Here is a 17,181-nt window from a genome sequence, read left to right as displayed (position 1 = left end):
CCAACGAGACTGTCGGGAAACCCGCTGCTGTCGAGGTTGGGGTGGGCTTGGTTGGGATTGATATAGGGGCACGGGATTTTTGCTACAGGGGCGCGGTTTTGGGGAGGATCTGGGGATTTGAGGGGAATGATGCGATAGGATGCCTTGGCGGCGGCGTTGCGCGCCGCGATCGCGGGCTGGATTGCGCCCCTTCGCTCATCTTATGGGTCTGCCGTGGCGGGCGATCTTCTCCAGGTTGTGCACCAGGCAGTAGAGTTTCCATTGGGTATCCACTTTGGCCCTACCGCGCAGCGTCGATCGGTTCATGCCTTTTTGCGCGCCGAGGTTGCCGAAGACCGGCTCCACGATGCCGAGGCGGCGGCTGTAGATCTGTCGGCCCTCAGGCGTGTCGATCTTGTCCTTCATGCGCGAGGTGAGGGTCTCGGTGACGCGTCCGTGGAAGACGCGCACTTGGCGTGGGTTGCCGCTCTCGGGGTGTTGCAGGCAGCGGTCACGCAGCTCGCAGCTTAAGCAGGCGGTCTTAGGCGCGCGGTAAGAGGTGGCGCGGTAACCTTGCGCGGTGACGTGGTCGTGGCCGCAGCGATACAGGCGCTGGCCGGCGGGGCACATGAGGCGCTCAGTGGCTTCGTCGAACGTGAAGTCGTCGCCACGGAACCAGCGACGTTTGGAGCGGTAGTCCTGTTTGCGGCGGTCGGTCGGGCGACGGTGCCGCTTGGCGGTGGCCAGTTGCGGGTCACGGGAGCGGAACTTCGGATCGGGCACGTAGGCGTCGACCTCGGCGGCCTCGAACGCTTCGAGGTTTTGGTTGGAAAAATAGCCGGTGTCGGCGCTCACGATCTTTTGGCGCAACGGGTCGTCCTCGCCGGTGGCGTGAGTGAGGTGGGTGGCGGCGCCGGCCAGCATGGCAGTGGCCACCGCGCCGTCGTCGCCGACGCCAAAGGCTTCGCCGTGCACGATGACCTGGTGCTTCGCGTCGACCATGGCGTTGGCGTTGTAGCCCTGGATGATGCCGTGGCTGCTCTTCATCTTGGCCGACTCGTTGTCGGTCACGTTGCTTTGGATCTCGGTGCCACTGCGGCCCTGGCGGGGTTCGTTTTCGTTGAGGAATCGTTCGATGCGCTCGGCCTGGCGTTGGAGGCGCGCGAGGCGCTTGGCGGGATCGCGGGGCAGCAGGGACGAACTGCCGCCGCCTTTGCCGTCTTCACTGCGACGGTCGTTGTGCTGGTGCGTGCGCACGTGTTCGCGCACCAGCTCCTTGAGCTTGTCGCGCTTTTTGCGCAGGTCCTCATGCGTGCCGCTCGATTCCTTGGCCGCGTTGCTGGAGAGCTTGTAGCCGTCGATGGCGAAGTGGGTCCCTCCGAGTAGCTCGGCCTCATGGCAGACCAAGAGCACCTGTGAGAACAGCGTGCTGATGCGTTCCTCGCCCATGCCCGAGACAAACGTCGCGATCGTGCTGTGATCCGGCCGTTGGCCGCAGCACAGGGCCATGAACACGATCTGTTCGCGGCACGCCGCCTCCAGCTTGCGAGAACTGAGCAGCCCCCGCGAGTAGCCCAGCAACACGACCTTGAGCAGCACCCGTGGATCGTAACCCGGGCGGCCCCCATCGTCGTTGTGATGCTCGGCGTCAAAGGCGCGCAGATCGAGTCGCTCCTGCACCACGTAGTGGATCGTGTGTTCCAGTGTCCCCGGCTGCAGTTGGTCCGCCAGCGACACCGCCACCATCATCGTCTGCGCGTAGTCATAAGGTTTATACTTCGCCATGATGTGCACGCCTCTTTCGGGCGTGCCCATAACCCATCATTTATCAGGCCAACCGTGTATCAAATAATCACCGACAAACGGGGTTTTTCGACAGTCTCAACGTCTGAGGTCAGACAGGCCGACCTGTCGGCCTTGTCTGCACCGGTTGGTTGGGCTCTGTCTTTTTACAACTCTCCATTGTTCGCACGTCGCTTAAGATCCGCTTCCTCGTCTCGCATCTTTTCGGTCCATTCAGTCTCGCCAGATTCTGGTGCTCGCTCGCTGCTTCGCATGACGAATCCGGCTAAAAGGGCTACCGCCCCAACTGCGATGCCAACACCCCCGGCATGCAACTCCCTCTGCCCACCTCCGAATGCCGACATTGGAAACATCGCTGCGGTGAAAAAAAGGGAGCCCAACAGGGAGGCCCCGCCACCAAAAATCAGCACCATGGACAAAAGCGATTTCATCTTTGCCCAACAGTGTTATTAGCCTGCATTCGACACCGATTTTCTCGATGGGGCGGGCGTGGTGAGGTGCTGGCGGTGGATTTGTATCTGCATCGCAGTGGGGAATTAAAAGAAATCCGGGCCAGTCGGAGTTCGTCGGACAGCATCCGTTTCGGTGGCGTTTACGCGAGGGAAAAATGACAGCGTTGGTTGGAACGTTGTTGAATGCAGCCTATCGGGAAACGCCGGTTCGTCTCCGGAGAGGGACGATGTAGTTTTAGTGGTTGTATTTAAGGGTGATGCGAATGGGCAGGGGCGTTTTCAACGCTGTCAGTGTTTCCCGAAAAGCGGCGTGTTTTGACTGGTTTGGAGCTTCGGAGCATGGAGTGGTGAGAAAGAGCCCTACAGCGTTGGGGCCAACGCTGTTGAATGCAGCCTATCGGGAACGGGAAAGCGGCGTTTCTTCACCGTGAGCGACGACTATAGTTCCTGGTAATGCGCAACTAATGTAGCTTCTACTGGTCGGTTCAACGCTGTTGGCGTTTCCCGAAAAGCGGCGTAGTCCTGAGGTGACGGTAAGGAGTGAGTTCCGGTCCGGCGGGGCACCGGTTGGAGGCGCCGCGCGGATTTTTTCGGGGCAGACGAGGGGATGAATTTTTACCAAATTGGCTGAAATATTGGCCGTGGTTTCGTCGTTTCACCTATAGGTTCTCGGTCGATTTGGTGGCCGGGGGTCATAGTCAGAAAGTGATTAACTGGAGCCATTATGTCTATTTTCCAGCGATGCGATCGGATGTTCGGAGTTGCCTGCGGGTTTTGGTGCGTAGGGGGAACCGCGGATGAATGACGAGATGCTGGACTTCGACGAGTGGAAGGCGAGGCTGCGAGCGGCGGCGATGCCGGCGACCCGGAAGCGGCTTTTTGAGCAGGAGATTTTTGCATTGTTGCGGGTGTGCAAGCAGCTCCGGCGGCGGCTGTCGGTCGGTTTCATGGGGTGGTATGTGGAGGCGGCGGATCAGCGGGATGGCGAGCCGCGGGAGATCCGTCGAGAGGCGTTGCGCTGGTTGGTGCGAGAAGCGCGCAAGGAGGGCGTGACGAAGCCAGGGCGGGGCCTGTTTCAGGCTCCGCCAGGCGGGCTGCCGTCGGAGGCCAATGAGGAGCCTGGCGGGCAAGTTCGTTCGCATGCGGCACCTCGGCCTATCCGGGCCCACGATTTGGGCGAGACCGACTGGGAGCAGGCGTTGGTAAAGGCCGCGCGGGAGCGCGGGCATTTGTGGCGCACGGAGGAGACGTATCGCGGGTGGGCGCGTCGATTTGCACGGTTTCTCGCGCCGCGGACCCCGTGGGCCGCGACGGCGGAGGAGGTCGGAGCGTTTCTAAGTCAGCTGGCGGTGCGCGAGGGGCTGAGCCAATCGAGTCAGAAGCAGGCCTTGAATGCGCTGGTGTTTTTGATGCAGGAGGCGCTGCACATCCAGTTGGAGGCGATCCCGTTTGAGTATTCAAAGCGGAAGGGGTGTGCGGTGACTATCCTAAGTTGGGAGGAGTTGAATCGGCTGTGGGAGGAGCTGTCCGAGACGGAGCAATTGATGGCGGAGCTGATGTATGGCTCGGGGATTCGGTTACTCGAGTTGATGCGGATGCGAGTGAAGGATCTGGATCTGGCGCGGGGCCGTTTGAATGTGCTGGCGGGAAAGGGCGACAAGGATCGGGTGACGCTCCTTCCGGAGTCGTTGGTGGGGCGGTTGGAGGCGCGGTTGGAGAGGCTGCGGGGATTATATGCAGAGGACCGAGCAGCGGGGGCGCCGGGGGTATGGTTGCCGGAGGGCTTGGCAAGGAAGTATCCGAAGGCCGGGGAGGAGTGGCCGTGGCAGTGGCTCTGGCCGTCGCGGAAGATGTCCATCGACCCGGCGTCGGGAGTGCGTCGACGTCACCACGTTTCGGATTCGGCGTTTCAGCGCTCAATCAAGGCCGCGGCGACACGGGCGGCGATCGACAAGCGGGTGACGCCGCATGTGCTGCGGCACTCGTTTGCCACGCACCTGCTGGAGGGGGCACGGATATCCGAAACGTGCAGGATCTCATGGGGCACGCGAAGCTCACAACGACCCAACGCTACCTGCACGTGATGAAAAAGCCGGGCCTGGGCGTGCGGAGTCCGCTGGATCGCTTGAGGGGAGAGGACGGGGAGGCGAGGTGAATGGTGAAAGGGGCGTAGGGGCGCGATGCGGGGTGCGGGGGTCGGGGTTCGGGATGGTTAAAGGTGAAGAGTGAAAGGGGCGTAGGGTGGAATGCGGATTTCTGGCTCCTGTGTTCAGCTCTTCCGTGTCGTTCCGTGTGGTCCGTGGGCTTTCTTACGGTGCCTCTCGGCTTCGCGCCTCTTCGCGTTCTTCGCGGTTTTCATCCGCGTTGCCTCTCGGTATCTGCGATCATCTGCGTGATCGGCGGTTCTAGTTTTTATAGCCACGAAGAGGCACAAAAATGCACGAAAAGGAGGTGTTGTGATAAAGTGGATACAAGACGCTGAGTGGCACGTGAAACGACGCGGCCCGGAGGTCCGCATCCACCTTCCTTGCGGTCTTTGCATCCTTTCCTGCCTTGGCGTTAAAATGCCGGTGCCTCACGGCTTTGCCTCTCGGTCTTCTGCGCTCATCGGCGTGATCTCCGGTTCTGTTTTTTGGCCACGAAAAGGCACAAAAATACACGAAAAGAGAGTGTGGTGGTTCAGTGGATACCGGCAGCGGAATGCTTAAAGGTGAATTATCCGTGTCTTTCCGGGTGTTCCGTGGGCCCTCATGCCCCGCCTCTCGGCTTTCGTGTGTTTGGTGTGTTTCGTGGGCTCTGCTGCAGTTGCCTCTCTCGGATATCTGCGTCAATCGGCGATATCTGCGGTTTGATCCAGTCTCTTTGCGTTCGGCGGTCGGCCCGGCGGTCCGACCCTACCTTTCCCTGCTCCTCTGCATTTCTTCGGTGATTTCTGTGGATAAAAAACCCTGACGGTCGGGGCCCTGCCTCTCAGCTTCGCGCTTCTTCGCGTCCTTCGCGGTTTCATCCGCGTTGCCTCACGGCGTTCTGCGCCAATCAGCGTGATCTGCGGTTCAAGAACTATAGCCACGAAGAGACACAAAAAGGCACGAAAAGAACGCGTCGTAATTATGTGGATACAAGACGCTGAGTGGCACGTGAAACGACGCGGCCCGGAGGTCCGCATCCACCTTCCTTACGGTCTTTGCATCCTTTCCTGCCTTGGCGTTAAAATGCCGGTGCCTCACGGATTTGCCTTTCGGTCTTCCGTGCCGTTCCGTGTGGTCCGTGGGCTGTCATGCGCTGCCTCTCCGCCTTCGTTTCCTTTGTTGCCGGCGGTAAATAAACCCGTCGCTCCCCTGCCCTGCAACTAACCGTCGGTCTCGTCTGCAGTGGCTTCGGCTTCGGCGTCTTCCTCTGCGGCGGCATCGGCGGCGGCCCAGTCTTCGCGGAGGCGGCGGGCGGGCGGGAAATCATCGTGACGGCGCTCGATTTCGCTGAGCACCAGCTCGGCAGCGCGGCGTTCACCCGCGGCATCGAGTCGACGCACGAGGTTCATCACTTCGAGCGCGCGGGGTAGCGTGCCGTCGATGCGGAAACGCACGTTGCCCACCAAGCCCGACCAATTCTGCCGACCGATATTGAGCTCCATTTCCCGCTTCAACAGCTCCTCAGTCTGATTGCGCATCCACGCCGGTCGTGCACGACGCAGTTCGCGCATGAGTTCTTCCAACGAATCCCAGGCTTCCGCGGCAATGAGTTCATCGGCGCGCGCGAGGAAGAGTCGGGCCGAGCCCATTTCGCGCTCAAAATTTCCGGTGGCCGGCTGCGCCCCCACGACCCCCATCTCCTCGATGTCGAGCGGGCGGCCATTCTGCACCAACGGCAGGTCCACCTCGACTCGTTCGCGTTCACTCTCACTGACGAGCTGACGCAAACGCTCGGCCTGGGCCGCGATGTCCTTACTTCCTGGATACCGCGCGCGCGCCACCTCGATCAATGCCAGGGCGGTGCCGACATGCCCGTCCGCTTCAGCGGCGGAGGCCATGCCCTTGATGGCCGGCAGCGCGACGGCCGCGTTCCGCACGATCTGCACCAGTTCCTCGCCGGAGGCCGCTTCGTTGGTGGCGAGCAGCTCAATGAAGGCCGTCTGCAGGTTAAGCCAGAACTTGCGGGTTTGGACCTGTCTTTCGTCCAACTCGTCGCCCGCTTCCGGAATCTCAATGGCGCGCAACACGGCCAGCGCCCGGGCATACTGTTCCTGTTTGGCCGCGGCTTCGACCGCGAGGGTCTGCCAGGCAAAGTCGATTTGGCCCAAGAGTTCCGCGCGTTTGAATACCTGTTCAAACAGCCCCCAGGACTCGATTTTCACCAATGACTGCGCCAACGCCCGCATGGCCGCAGCGTTGGTCTCAAACCGCATGAGGAACGCGCCGAGCGCCGCCTGCGCCGCCTGAATTTCGTCCGCCTGCGCTTCCTGCACCACCGCATAGATCCACGCGGTGGGCTGCGTGCCGGTGCGCTCGCGCATCAGATTCAAATAACGACGCATCTCCGCCAAATCGCCCCGCTCCCGCGCGACCCGCACGCGCAGGCTGTGCGTCTCGCCGGCATTGGCGCCCTGCACTTGATCCCAGGCCGTCAGCGCGGCATCGGCCTCGTCGTAACGCTCGAGCCCCAGCAGCGCCACCACTCGCATTTCCCGCAGCGGGAAGGACTGAAAACCGGCGTCATCGATCCAGGCGAGCGCCTCTTCGTAGCGCTTCGCTACGATCAACAAGCGCCCTTTCTGCTCCACGAGCCAAGCGTGCTCCCGCTCCACCGCCGCGCCCTTTTGGTCCAGACTCAGGTTGATCGCTTCGAGGGCGATGTCGTAGTCCTCGCCGGCGAAGCAGAGGTTAAGCAAGAGCTCGACGTTTTCACGCCCCGGGTAGGCGCGCTTGATGCCGTCGACCATGAGGCGCAGCCCGCGCTCCCGCTGACCGGCCGCGACGTAAAACATGGCCAACTTTTCGCGACCGCGCCGGTGATCCGGCGACCGCGCCAAACCGGCCTCCAACTTGAGACGGCCGTCGCTCCAATTCATCGCGTCCATCGCGGCCAAACCTTCGGCGATGTAGGCGTCGCCTTTCTTGCGTTTGATCTCGTCCCAACGCACCGGCGCGAGCACACAGTCGGCCCATGTCACCAGATTGTGGGGACGTTGGTTGAGCATGTAGAACCACGCGGTCGCGGCGGCGAGGTAGGCGGCGATCGCCATGGCACTGAGCCACAAGAGGACGCCGCGCACCATGATGCGGAGCTTGTTGCGCCGACCCGATTTGCTCGGGACGATCATGAACAGACCCAGGCGCCACCGCTCGCGCCCGCTTATGGTTGGTTTCCAACTGAAGCTGATGCGGGGTAGAGCCATGATGTGTCAGGGGGTCAGGACGTGGGCGCCGCCGGCTTCGTGCCGCGCACGGCTTCGGCGATGTTCTCAGGGTGCTTCTCTTCGGCGTCACCCTTCTCGTGATTGAAGCGCATCGAGACGGTCTTGGACACGCCGCGCTCTTCCATCGTCACGCCATAAATCGCCTGCGCGGCCGACACCGTGCGTTTGTTGTGGGTGATGATGATGAACTGCGACGAATCGACGAACTTCTTCAACAGCGTGGTGAAGCGACCGATGTTGGACTCGTCGAGCGGGGCGTCCAACTCGTCGAGCAAACAGAACGGCGACGGCTTCACCATGTAGAGCGCGAAGAGCAGGGCCACCGCGGTGAGCGTCTTCTGGCCACCGGACAGCAGCGTGATGCTCTTGAGTTTGGTGCCGGGCGGTTGCGCGGTGATTTCGATGCCGCTCTCCAAAATGTCGTCCTCGACCACCAGCTCGAGGTTGGCTTTGCCGCCGCCGAAGAGCGTGTCGAAGGTGTATTTGAAGTTCTTTTTGATCTGCTCGAAGGTGATCGCGAACTGCTCTTGAGAGGTGCGGTTGATCTCATCGATGGCGCCGAGCAACTCGTGCTTGGCGTTGGTGAGGTCGTCGCACTGGCCCTTGAGGAAGTCGTAACGCTGCTTGAGCTCGGCGTATTCCTCGATGGCCACGAGGTTGACCGCGCCCATCGAGTTGAGGCGTTGGCGCAGCGCATCGGCTTCGGTCTTCACGCCGTCCCAATCGGTGAGTTCGAGCTGGGCCAGATCGGTTTCGCTCGGGTCGCCCTTGGCCTTCTTGGCTTTGCGGCGGCGCTTCTTTTTCGGCGCGGCGTCGGTCGTCTCGCCCTCGGCGGATTCGCCTTCCGCACCGGAACTCTCGCCATCGCTGGCCGCGTCGGATTCGCTCTCTGGTGAATCGTCGAAATCGTCCTCATCCTCCTCGAGGTCGAGCGGCTTCATGTCCGGCGGCTCTTCGTCGGAGCGCCACATGAGTTGCTTCCAATCGAGGTTCTCGACGGCTTCGGAAAACTCGCGAGTCACGTCCTCGGCGATGAACTGCGCGCGGGAGTTGGCTTCGGCGAGGCGCACTTCGCAGCGGCCGAGTTCGCCCTGCGATTTTTCGGAGGCGGAACGCAGGCCCTGCTGGGCGGCTTCGACGGCTTCGATGTCGCTCTCCACTTCGGCGAGTTTGCGACGCACGATCTCCACCTGCTCCTGCGCGACCACGAGGGTCTCGCCGATCTGGGCGGCGCGTTGGCGGCTGGACTCGGCTTCGTGTTCGAGGGAATCGATCTGCTCGGTCCACACCTCGATCTCCTGCTGACGCTGGGAAAGAATCTGCGCGAGCTGGTCGCGGCGCTTCTCCATGTCGGCGATGCCGCGGTCGAGCACCTCGACCTTTTGGCGGCGCTCGGCGAGTTCGAGGCGGGCCTGCGCGAGGGTGTCGCGTTTCACGTCCCGATCGGTGCGGATCTCCATGATCTGCACCTCCATCTGGGAGATGCGTTCGCGGGCATGAGCGGCCTGCTCTTCGGCTTGGGAAAGTCCGGCCTGCGCCTTTTCAAAACGGGCCTGCGCCTCGTTGCGGGCGGCTTCGAGACCGGACAGCTCGCGCTCCATGCGGCCGATGCGTTGCTGCGCCTCTTCGCTCGCGCGATTGGCGTTGCGCAACTCAGTCTGGATCTCGGTCACGAGCTGAGTCGATTCCAGCACCTCCTTGCGGCGATCCTCCAAGGCCTGCTCGGCACCGGCGATGCGGTCATTCAGATCGTCGATGACCTTCTTTTGCTGGTCGTGCTTCTTCTGCTCGTCGGCGATGGCCTTGGCGGTCTCGCGCAGATCGATTTCGCGCTGCACGATGCTGTTCTCGGGCTTCTTGTTGAAGCCGCCGTAAACCAAACCACGACGATCGACCAACTCGCCCTTGTTCGTCGCGACGGCGACAAAACCGAAGTCGGGGTTGGCCGCCCAAAATTCAAAAAACGCGCTCAGGTCATCGGCCAGATAACACGCCCCGAGCAGCGCGCTGGCCGGATGGGACTCGTCGACATTGATGAGTGCCGAGGTCGCGGGTCGCAGGAACGCCGGCAGGTCTTTCGCCGCCGCACCGCCCTGCCCCATGCCCTCAACCTGCAGCACGGCGCTGCCGATCTTGTCGCTTTCGAGCTGATCGAGCACACGGCGCGCGGTGGCGAGATCGGTGACGTGAATCGCTTCCACGGCGGAACCGAGCAGCGCTTCGATCGCTTTGCCGGCGGTGGGATCGACCTGCAGGCCTTTCGTGACGGGCGTGACGGTGGAACCTTGGAGGGCGCCGTCGAGTTTGCCCTGCAGCACGGCTTTCGCGCCGGCGCCAAAACCTTCCCACTTCTCCTGCAGTTGCTGGAGCAGCTTCAGTCGGGCCGAACGCTGGGCGAGACCGCGGTCGATGTCCTGCAGAATGCGCTGCGCCTCACGAAACTCGCGGGTCAGGTTGCCGATGGTTTGCTGCGCTTCGACGGCGGCCTGATCGAGCCGGGCTTTCTCGACGCGTGACTCTTCGAGGCGTTGCTCGACCTCGGCGGCGCGTTGACCGAGGGCGCTGTGCTCCTGGCGGGCACCTTCGAGCTGGTTGACCAGCAACTCGTGACGTTGCACGGAGGTCTTTTGCTCCACCTCGAAGCCGGTCGTATCGGTGCGCAGGCGGGCGATGGTGCTCTCCATCTGGAGGAGCGTAAATTTGGTCTGCTTGAGCTCGTCCTCGAGCTTCGACATCTCGGCCTCGGCGACGGCCAGCTCGCGATTGCGGTTCTGGAACACCTGGTCGCTGGTGCCGAGCAGCGTGAGTTGCTCCTGCTTGTCCTGCGCACCGCTGTCGACCTGGTCGGACAACTCGCGCATCTGCATCTCGAGTTCGCCCAGATTGTTGCGGGAGGAGGCGAGACGATCCTCGAGGCCGGTGCGTTTGATCTTGGCGAGGTTGGCGCCGTTCTCGGCCTGTTCGCGCTGGGATTTGAGGTCGAAGACGGCCTGTTGGGCGTCCTGCGCGCGCTGGTGCAGGCGGGAACGTTCGGCCTTCTTTTCCTCCAACGCCCCCTGCTCGCTCTCGAGTTTGGTGCGACGCTCGTCGGCCTCGCGGCGCAAGATCGAGAGTTTGTCCTGCAGCTCGTGAATCGTGGCGGCGAGTCGCTCGTGCTGGAAGGCACTGTGCGCCAGACTCAGGTGGCGCATGCGGAAGCTGAGCCGCTTGTAGCGCAGGGCTTTGGCGGCCTGGCGTTTGAGGCTGCCTATCTGGCGGCTCACCTCGGAGATGACGTCGGCCACGCGGGCGAGGTTCTGCTCGGTGAGCGAGAGCTTGTTCATCGCCTCGCGGCGCTGCGCCTTGTATTTGGTGATACCGGCGGCCTCTTCAAAAACGGCGCGACGCTCCTCGGGCTTGGAGGAGAGGATCTGATCGATCTGGCCCTGCGCCATGATCGAATAACTGGTCCGGCCGATGCCGGTATCCATGAAGAGTTTTTGAATGTCCTTCAGGCGGCAGGATTGGCCGTTGAAGAAGTATTCGCTGCCGCCGTCGCGGTGGACGCGGCGCATGATCTCGATCTCGTGGAATTCGCTGCCGAGCTGCTTCTCGCAGTCGGTGAGGAGCAGGGCCACTTCGCACAACTGGGCCTGACGGCGCGAGTCGGTGCCCTCAAAGATGACGTCCTGCATCTTGCCACCGCGCAGGGCCTTGGCGCTCTGCTCACCCAACACCCAACGAATGCCATCGGCGATGTTGGACTTGCCGCAACCATTCGGACCCACGATGGCCGTCACGCCCGGTTCGAAGCGGAGCGTGGTCGGGTCGGCGAAGGATTTGAAGCCGTGCAGTTTGAGGGCCTTGAGATACATGCGGGGCGAGTAAAAGCGGTCGATTGAAGGGGCCCCTGCCCCCCCGGCAACGGTAAATCCGGCCCGTCTCGATTTTGCCCAACACCGCCGGAGGAGCCACTGGCCCCTCCGCACGGCGGCAAAGTCAGCCGATCAGGAATGGTCCTTGAGGAACCCCTTCAAGGTGTCGCGCATATCCTTCCGCAACAAAATGATCCCCAGGAGATTGGGCAGGGTCATCAGCACGATGGCGACGGCGGCGAGGTTCCAGATTAGCGTCGTGTCGGAGAACGACGCCCAGAAGAAGCCGAGCACATATACGATGCGGTAGTAACGAACCGACCCGACGCCGAAGAGGTAAACCATCGCCCGGTCGCCGTAATAGCTCCACGCGATCGCGGTCGAGAACGCGAACATGAGCAGACCCACCGCCACCAAGCTGCGGCCCGCTCCACCGAAGATGCCACGGGCAAAGGCCTCCGAGGTGAGCGCCGCCGAGTGGATCAAGGAACGTCCCGAGACCTGCACCGACTGATCGGCCAAGTGCCCCTCCTCCACCGTGAGCGTGCCGGTGTAGGGCGTGCCGTCCTCCGTCGCGAAGCGCACGTCCTCGGCGACCGAGCGAGCATTAAGCACGGTCACGCCGGCGTCGCCGGCGAGTTGACCATCGGTCACGGTCACGACACCGGAAAAGTCGGTCACGTCGCCGTCGTCTTCGTCCGCCAGATAATGGAAGAGCGCGGTGCGATCGGCCTCGATGGCATCGTCCCACTGACCGGCCACGATGCGCATGTCGGAGGCATCAAAGTTGTTTTCGATTTTCTCGGTCCACGCGCCCGACGCGAGGATCACGATACCGGTGAGCGTGCAGATCACGAGGGTATCGATGAAGGGCTCAAGGATGGCCACCATGCCTTCAGAAACAGGCTCCTCAGCGCGAGCCGCCGCGTGCGCGATCGGGGCCGAGCCCTGACCGGCTTCGTTGGAAAACAGGCCGCGGTTCACGCCGCGGTTAAACGCGAAGGAGAAACTCGCGCCCAAGAAACCGCCCACGGCAGCCGAGCCGGTGAAGGCATCCTGAAACACGGAAAGAAACGACGGGATGATGCGGTCGCCGTGCACCACGAGCACACCCAGTGCGCCGATCACGTAGAACGCCGCCATGAAGGGCACCAGTTTGGAGGTGACTGCGGCGATGCGTTTGATGCCGCCGAGAATCACCAGGCCGAGCAGCACGGCCATGACCGCGCCGGTTGCCATCGGCGGCACGTCGAAGGCTGCCTCCATCGCCTGCGCCATGTTGTTGATCTGGGGCAGATTGCCGGTGCCGAAAGAACTAATGACGGTCGCCACCGCGAAGATCACTGCGAGCCACTTCCAGCCGAGGCCGTAGTGCATAAAATACATCGGGCCGCCCGCCATGGAACCGTCCGTCATCTTGCGGCGGTATTTATGCGAGAGCGTCACCTCGACGAACTTCGAGGTCATGCCAAAGAAGGCCGTCGCCCACATCCAGAACAGCGCCGCCGGTCCGCCGAGGAACAGGGCAAACGCCACGCCGCCGATGTTGCCCGTGCCGACCGTGCCGGAGAGCGCCGTGGCGAGCGACTGGAAGTGCGTCGTCTCGCCCGGCATGCCGCGCTTGTCTTCCTTGCCCCGCACGATGCGCAGCGCGCGACCGAAAAAGCGAATCTGCGGAAAACCGAGATACAGAGTGAAAAACAACCCCGTGCCCAGAAGCACAAAGGGGAACCACGGGGATCCGCCGAGCAAACCGTCGAGCTGGATCAGCCAGGAGTTAAATTCTCGCATGGGCAGCTAGCCTCGACGTCGCAGCGCCCGCGGCAAACGGAAATCCGTGAGATGCAAACTTTCATTGCTTTCATTTGCACCGAGTTCCGTCAGTCCGCCGCCCTTCCAGTGCGAGCGGCGGCGGGGCTTACTTGTGATCCCAGGGGAAGCTCACGGCTTCCTTGGGGCACTTCCAGGTTTCGAAGACTTCAAACATCTTGCCCGGATTGAGAATGCCCTGCGGATCGAGCGCGCGCTTGACCGCCTGCATGGCCCCGATCGCTGCATCCGAATGTTGGATACGCAGGAACGGTGTCTTGGCCAGACCGATGCCGTGCTCGCCACTGATCGCCCCGCCCAGCGCGACCACCTTTTCCATCAGCGCCTGCACCGCCGCTTCGGCCCGCGCGCACTCGGCGGGGTCGGCTTTGTGATACATGATGTTCACGTGCAGATTGCCGTCGGCGAGATGGCCGAAGGTCGGGATGGCGAGCCCGGAGGACTTGCGCAGCTTTTCGAGGAAACGGGCAAACTGGGCGTAGGCGCGCAGCGGCACGGTGATGTCCTCGTTGAGCTTGGCATCGCCCATCTGGAACATCGCCCCGGAACACTTGCGGCGCACCGCCCAGAGGCTTTCGGCTTCGGCGCGGGTGCGGGCGGCACGGTGGCCGACGGCATGCTCGGCCGCCCACGCCAGCACCCGCTTCTTGTCTTCGCGCACCTCGGCGGCACTGCCCGCCAGCTCGAGCAGGATGACGGGTTTGCCGGGTTGCCCCGGGAAAATCGTGGTGCCCATGGCGCCTTCCGCACAGCTCACGCTGTAGCGATCGAGGAACTCACAAATCGCGGGCTGCACCTTGGCGCCAAACAACGCGCGAGCGGCCGTGAAGGCGCTCACTTCATCGGTAAACGACGTGAGCAAGGTCCAACGTGCGGCCGGTTGCGGGATGAGGCGCAACACGGCGTCGGTCACCACACCCAGCATGCCCTCGCCGCCGATCCACAGGTCGCGCAGATTGAAGCCGGCGGCGAATTTGCGGGTCGCGGTCCCCCACTCCACATAGTCGCCGGTGGGCAGGTAGCCCTTGAGCGCGATGATGAAGTCGCGGGTCACGCCGTATTTGCCGCCGTGCATGCCACCGGCGTTGCAGGCGATGTTGCCACCGATGGTGCAGTAGGCCTTGGACGACGGGTCCGGCGGATAAAACCAGCCTTTGGCCGCCGCGGCGTCCTGGATTTTGCCCACCACGGCCCCGGCCTGCACGTGGGCCATGCCGGCCTCGTCATCGATGCGGATGCGGTTGAGTTTGGTCAGATCGAGCACCCAACCACCCTGGCGCGGCGTGGCCGAGCCCATGAGCGTGGTGCCGCGTCCGCGCGGCGTGACGGGGACTCCGTGGGTGTTGGCGAGCTTGAGCACCTCGCCGACCTGCTCGTGCTTGCGCGGCAGCACGACGGCCTCCGGCAGGAACGACATGCGGCCGCTGTCGAAGGACGCGGCGTAGCACGTGGCGTCGTCGGTTTTGACGAGGCCGGAACCGAGACGGCGCTGCAGGAGCGCGGTGGCACGGGCATGAGGGGGTTTTGACACAGCGGAAACGCTGGCCGAGCCGACCGCTCCGCCGCAATCGATTTCAGCGCCCGAACCGGTCAGTCGAGCTCCACGCAGGCCAGTGCAGCGTCCTTGCAGCCCTTGAGGTCGAGCTTGCCGGTGCCGAGCACGGGGATGACGTCGAGATGTTTGACGACCTTGGGCACCCAGAGGTTGGGCACACCAACCGCCAACAGCTTCTCGCGCACTTCGGCGACCGTGAGTTCCAACGTCGTCAGCAGGACGAGCGCCTCCCCCTTGCTGGAATCGGGCACGCCCATGACCGCGATGATGTAGCCTTCGCTCTGGTCGAGATCGAACACGTCGATGATGCGTTGCTCGACCGTGCCGTGCGGCACCATCTCGCCGCCGATCTTGGAGAAGCGGGACAGGCGGCCCTCGATGTAGAGGAAACCATCCTCGTCGAAACGGCCCAGATCACCGGTGATGAACCAGTCGCCATGGAAGGCCTCGGCGGTCTTCTCCGGGTTTTTGAGATACCCCTCAAACACGTTGCCGCCCTTGAAGGCGACGATGCCCTGCTGACTGAAGGACTGCTCCTCCATCGTATCGGGATTCAAAATACGTGCGGTCATGCCGGGCATCATGCGGCCCACCGAACCGAGGCGTTTGCCGAGCTGGGGCTCCGCGCCCACCGTGTCCGGGCGCAGCGGGTTGGGCTGGTTGATGTTGGTCGCCGGGGTGGTCTCGGTGAGACCGTAACCCTGCATGATCTCGATGTGGAATTTCTCCTTCACCGCCTCGTAGAGATCGAGCGGCATCTTCTCGGCGCCGGAGACCACGAGGTTGAGCGAACGCAGGTCGCGGGATTCGGCGCGTTTGACCAGCGGGCGCAGGAAAGTGGGCGCGCCGATGAGCACGGTCGCCTCCTCTTCGCGGATCGAGTCGACGATTTTGCGGGTATCCAGCGGGCTCGGCACGGTCACCACGCGACAGCCGCGCATCATCGGATACCACAACGTAACGGTGAAACCGAAGGAGTGGAAAATCGGCAGACAGGCCAACATCGTCGCGGAGTCTGGCAGGATGCTCAGCGAGGAAATCTGCCAGCAATTCGACAGGATGTTGCGATGCGTGAGCACGACGCCCTTGGGCTCACCGGAACTGCCGCTGGTGAAGAGCAGACCAGCCTCCTCGCGGTCGCCGTATTTGGGTAGGCCGAGCAAGTCGGCGAACCACTGGTTGGGCAGCAACCAGGCCCCGAGCAACCACGGTAACACGGCTTTCTTGCCGCCCATGGCCTCCATCTCCTTGCGCAGATCGAGGGTCTTCTCCGGCCACGGAAAATCCTTCACCTTGGCCTGCACCGCTTCGGCGGAGAGGATGGTCGTGATCTCTCCCAGTTTGAGGCTGGTCTCGATGGAAGCCCGGCCCGCGGTGAAATTGAGGTTCACCGGGATCTTGCCCGCGCAGAGCACAGCGAGGTTGGCGATGCTGCCACCGGCACCGGGCGGCAGCACGATACCGACGCGGCGGTCCGGTATGGTGCGACGGATGTGGCGCGACAAAGCGGCCGCGGCGGCGAGTAATTGGCCGGCCTTGATTTCGCGGCGACCGGCGGTGCGATCGACAATCTCCAAGCGCCACGGGCGACGCGCCAAACCACGCACCACCTCGCGGCCGAGATGGCGTTTGAGTTGCGGGCGCTGTTGGAAGGCGTGTTCGGCCAGATCGAGCATGTCACGACGCAGCCGTTCCGGCGGCAACTGGTCGGCCGCCACCGGATCGCCCCAGGCCACAAACACATGCGTGCGTTTGAGGCGCGGCGACTTGAACAGGTAGCGGTTGCCCGAGAAGGAAAAGATGGAGCCCCACAGACCATCGTGCACCACCGGCACGACCGGGACGCCCGCTTTCTGCGCCATGAGCTGATAACCGCGGCGCAGACGCATGAGTTGGCCAGTGCGCGAGATCGCGCCTTCCACAAACAACAGCACGAGTTCGCCCCGCTTGAGGTGGTCGACCACGGCGCGCGTGGCACCGAGGGCATTTTCGGGCGTTATCGCGATCGATTTGCTCAGTTTGAAGGCCCAACGAAAAACCCAATGGCTGTCGCGCATGCCTTCAAAGCCGACAAAACGAATCGGCCGCGGGCAGGCCAGTTGCAGCACCAGCACGTCGACGTAGGACAGGTGGTTGGCCGCCAAGAGCGCCCCGCCCTGCGGCAGCTTCTCCGCCCCGCTGAAACGGACACGATACAAGATGCGCGTAAGTGCTGCGGCAAACAGCTCGATGATCCACGGCAACGTGGACCGAGTGAAACGGGGTTGTTTGGCCATGAGAAAACTGGCGGTAACT

At 62.9% G+C, this 17,181-nt stretch carries 7 protein-coding genes; 1 reads left to right on the top strand and 6 read right to left on the bottom strand.

The features are described 5' to 3' along the window. Positions 1-195 precede the first annotated feature (195 nt). A complete protein-coding gene (locus tag K1X11_RS23400; RefSeq protein WP_324725960.1) occupies positions 196-1,794 on the bottom strand; it encodes an IS1182 family transposase in 1,599 nt (532 codons plus the stop codon). Positions 1,795-3,031: 1,237 nt separating this feature from the next. Between K1X11_RS23400 and K1X11_RS23395 the strand changes: the two genes are divergently transcribed. Further along, positions 3,032-4,318: an integron integrase gene (locus K1X11_RS23395; RefSeq protein ID WP_221030074.1), complete on the top strand. Its 1,287-nt coding sequence runs from the start codon at positions 3,032-3,034 to the stop codon at positions 4,316-4,318. A 1,265-nt stretch (positions 4,319-5,583) separates the two neighbouring features. Here the strand turns inward: K1X11_RS23395 and K1X11_RS23390 are convergent. The 5 genes from K1X11_RS23390 to K1X11_RS23370 all read right to left on the bottom strand — a co-directional run bounded on the left by K1X11_RS23390 (position 5,584) and on the right by K1X11_RS23370 (position 17,162). Further along, entirely contained in the window at positions 5,584-7,626 is a 2,043-nt protein-coding gene (locus K1X11_RS23390) for a hypothetical protein (RefSeq protein ID WP_221030075.1), read from the bottom strand. 14 nt (positions 7,627-7,640) lie between these two features. After that, a complete protein-coding gene (gene smc / locus K1X11_RS23385; protein WP_221030076.1) occupies positions 7,641-11,501 on the bottom strand; it encodes a chromosome segregation protein SMC in 3,861 nt (1,286 codons plus the stop codon). 132 nt (positions 11,502-11,633) lie between these two features. Continuing rightward, on the bottom strand, positions 11,634-13,292 hold the full coding sequence (locus K1X11_RS23380; RefSeq protein ID WP_221030077.1) for an alanine/glycine:cation symporter family protein: 1,659 nt from the start codon (positions 13,290-13,292) through the stop codon (positions 11,634-11,636). A gap of 127 nt (positions 13,293-13,419) precedes the next feature. Next, positions 13,420-14,862 (bottom strand): FAD-binding oxidoreductase, encoded by a 1,443-nt coding sequence (locus K1X11_RS23375; RefSeq protein ID WP_221030078.1) that lies wholly within the window; start codon positions 14,860-14,862, stop codon positions 13,420-13,422. A gap of 59 nt (positions 14,863-14,921) precedes the next feature. Beyond that, complete coding sequence (locus tag K1X11_RS23370) at positions 14,922-17,162, bottom strand: AMP-binding protein (RefSeq protein ID WP_221030079.1); 2,241 nt, start codon at positions 17,160-17,162, stop codon at positions 14,922-14,924. Positions 17,163-17,181 lie beyond the last annotated feature (19 nt).

This window comes from Actomonas aquatica (assembly GCF_019679435.2).
Taxonomy (GTDB): Bacteria; Verrucomicrobiota; Verrucomicrobiia; order Opitutales; family Opitutaceae; genus Actomonas; species Actomonas aquatica.
This window is presented reverse-complemented; position numbering and strand designations above follow the sequence as displayed.

Excerpts from the sequence above, each read along its gene's own strand:
- K1X11_RS23400 (WP_324725960.1), bottom strand. The coding sequence starts at position 1,794 with ATGGGCACGCCCGAAAGAGGCGTGCACATCATGGCGAAGTATAAACCT.
- K1X11_RS23395 (WP_221030074.1), top strand. The coding sequence starts at position 3,032 with ATGAATGACGAGATGCTGGACTTCGACGAGTGGAAGGCGAGGCTGCGA.
- K1X11_RS23390 (WP_221030075.1), bottom strand. The coding sequence starts at position 7,626 with ATGGCTCTACCCCGCATCAGCTTCAGTTGGAAACCAACCATAAGCGGG.
- smc (WP_221030076.1), bottom strand. The coding sequence starts at position 11,501 with ATGTATCTCAAGGCCCTCAAACTGCACGGCTTCAAATCCTTCGCCGAC.
- K1X11_RS23380 (WP_221030077.1), bottom strand. The coding sequence starts at position 13,292 with ATGCGAGAATTTAACTCCTGGCTGATCCAGCTCGACGGTTTGCTCGGC.
- K1X11_RS23370 (WP_221030079.1), bottom strand. The coding sequence starts at position 17,162 with ATGGCCAAACAACCCCGTTTCACTCGGTCCACGTTGCCGTGGATCATC.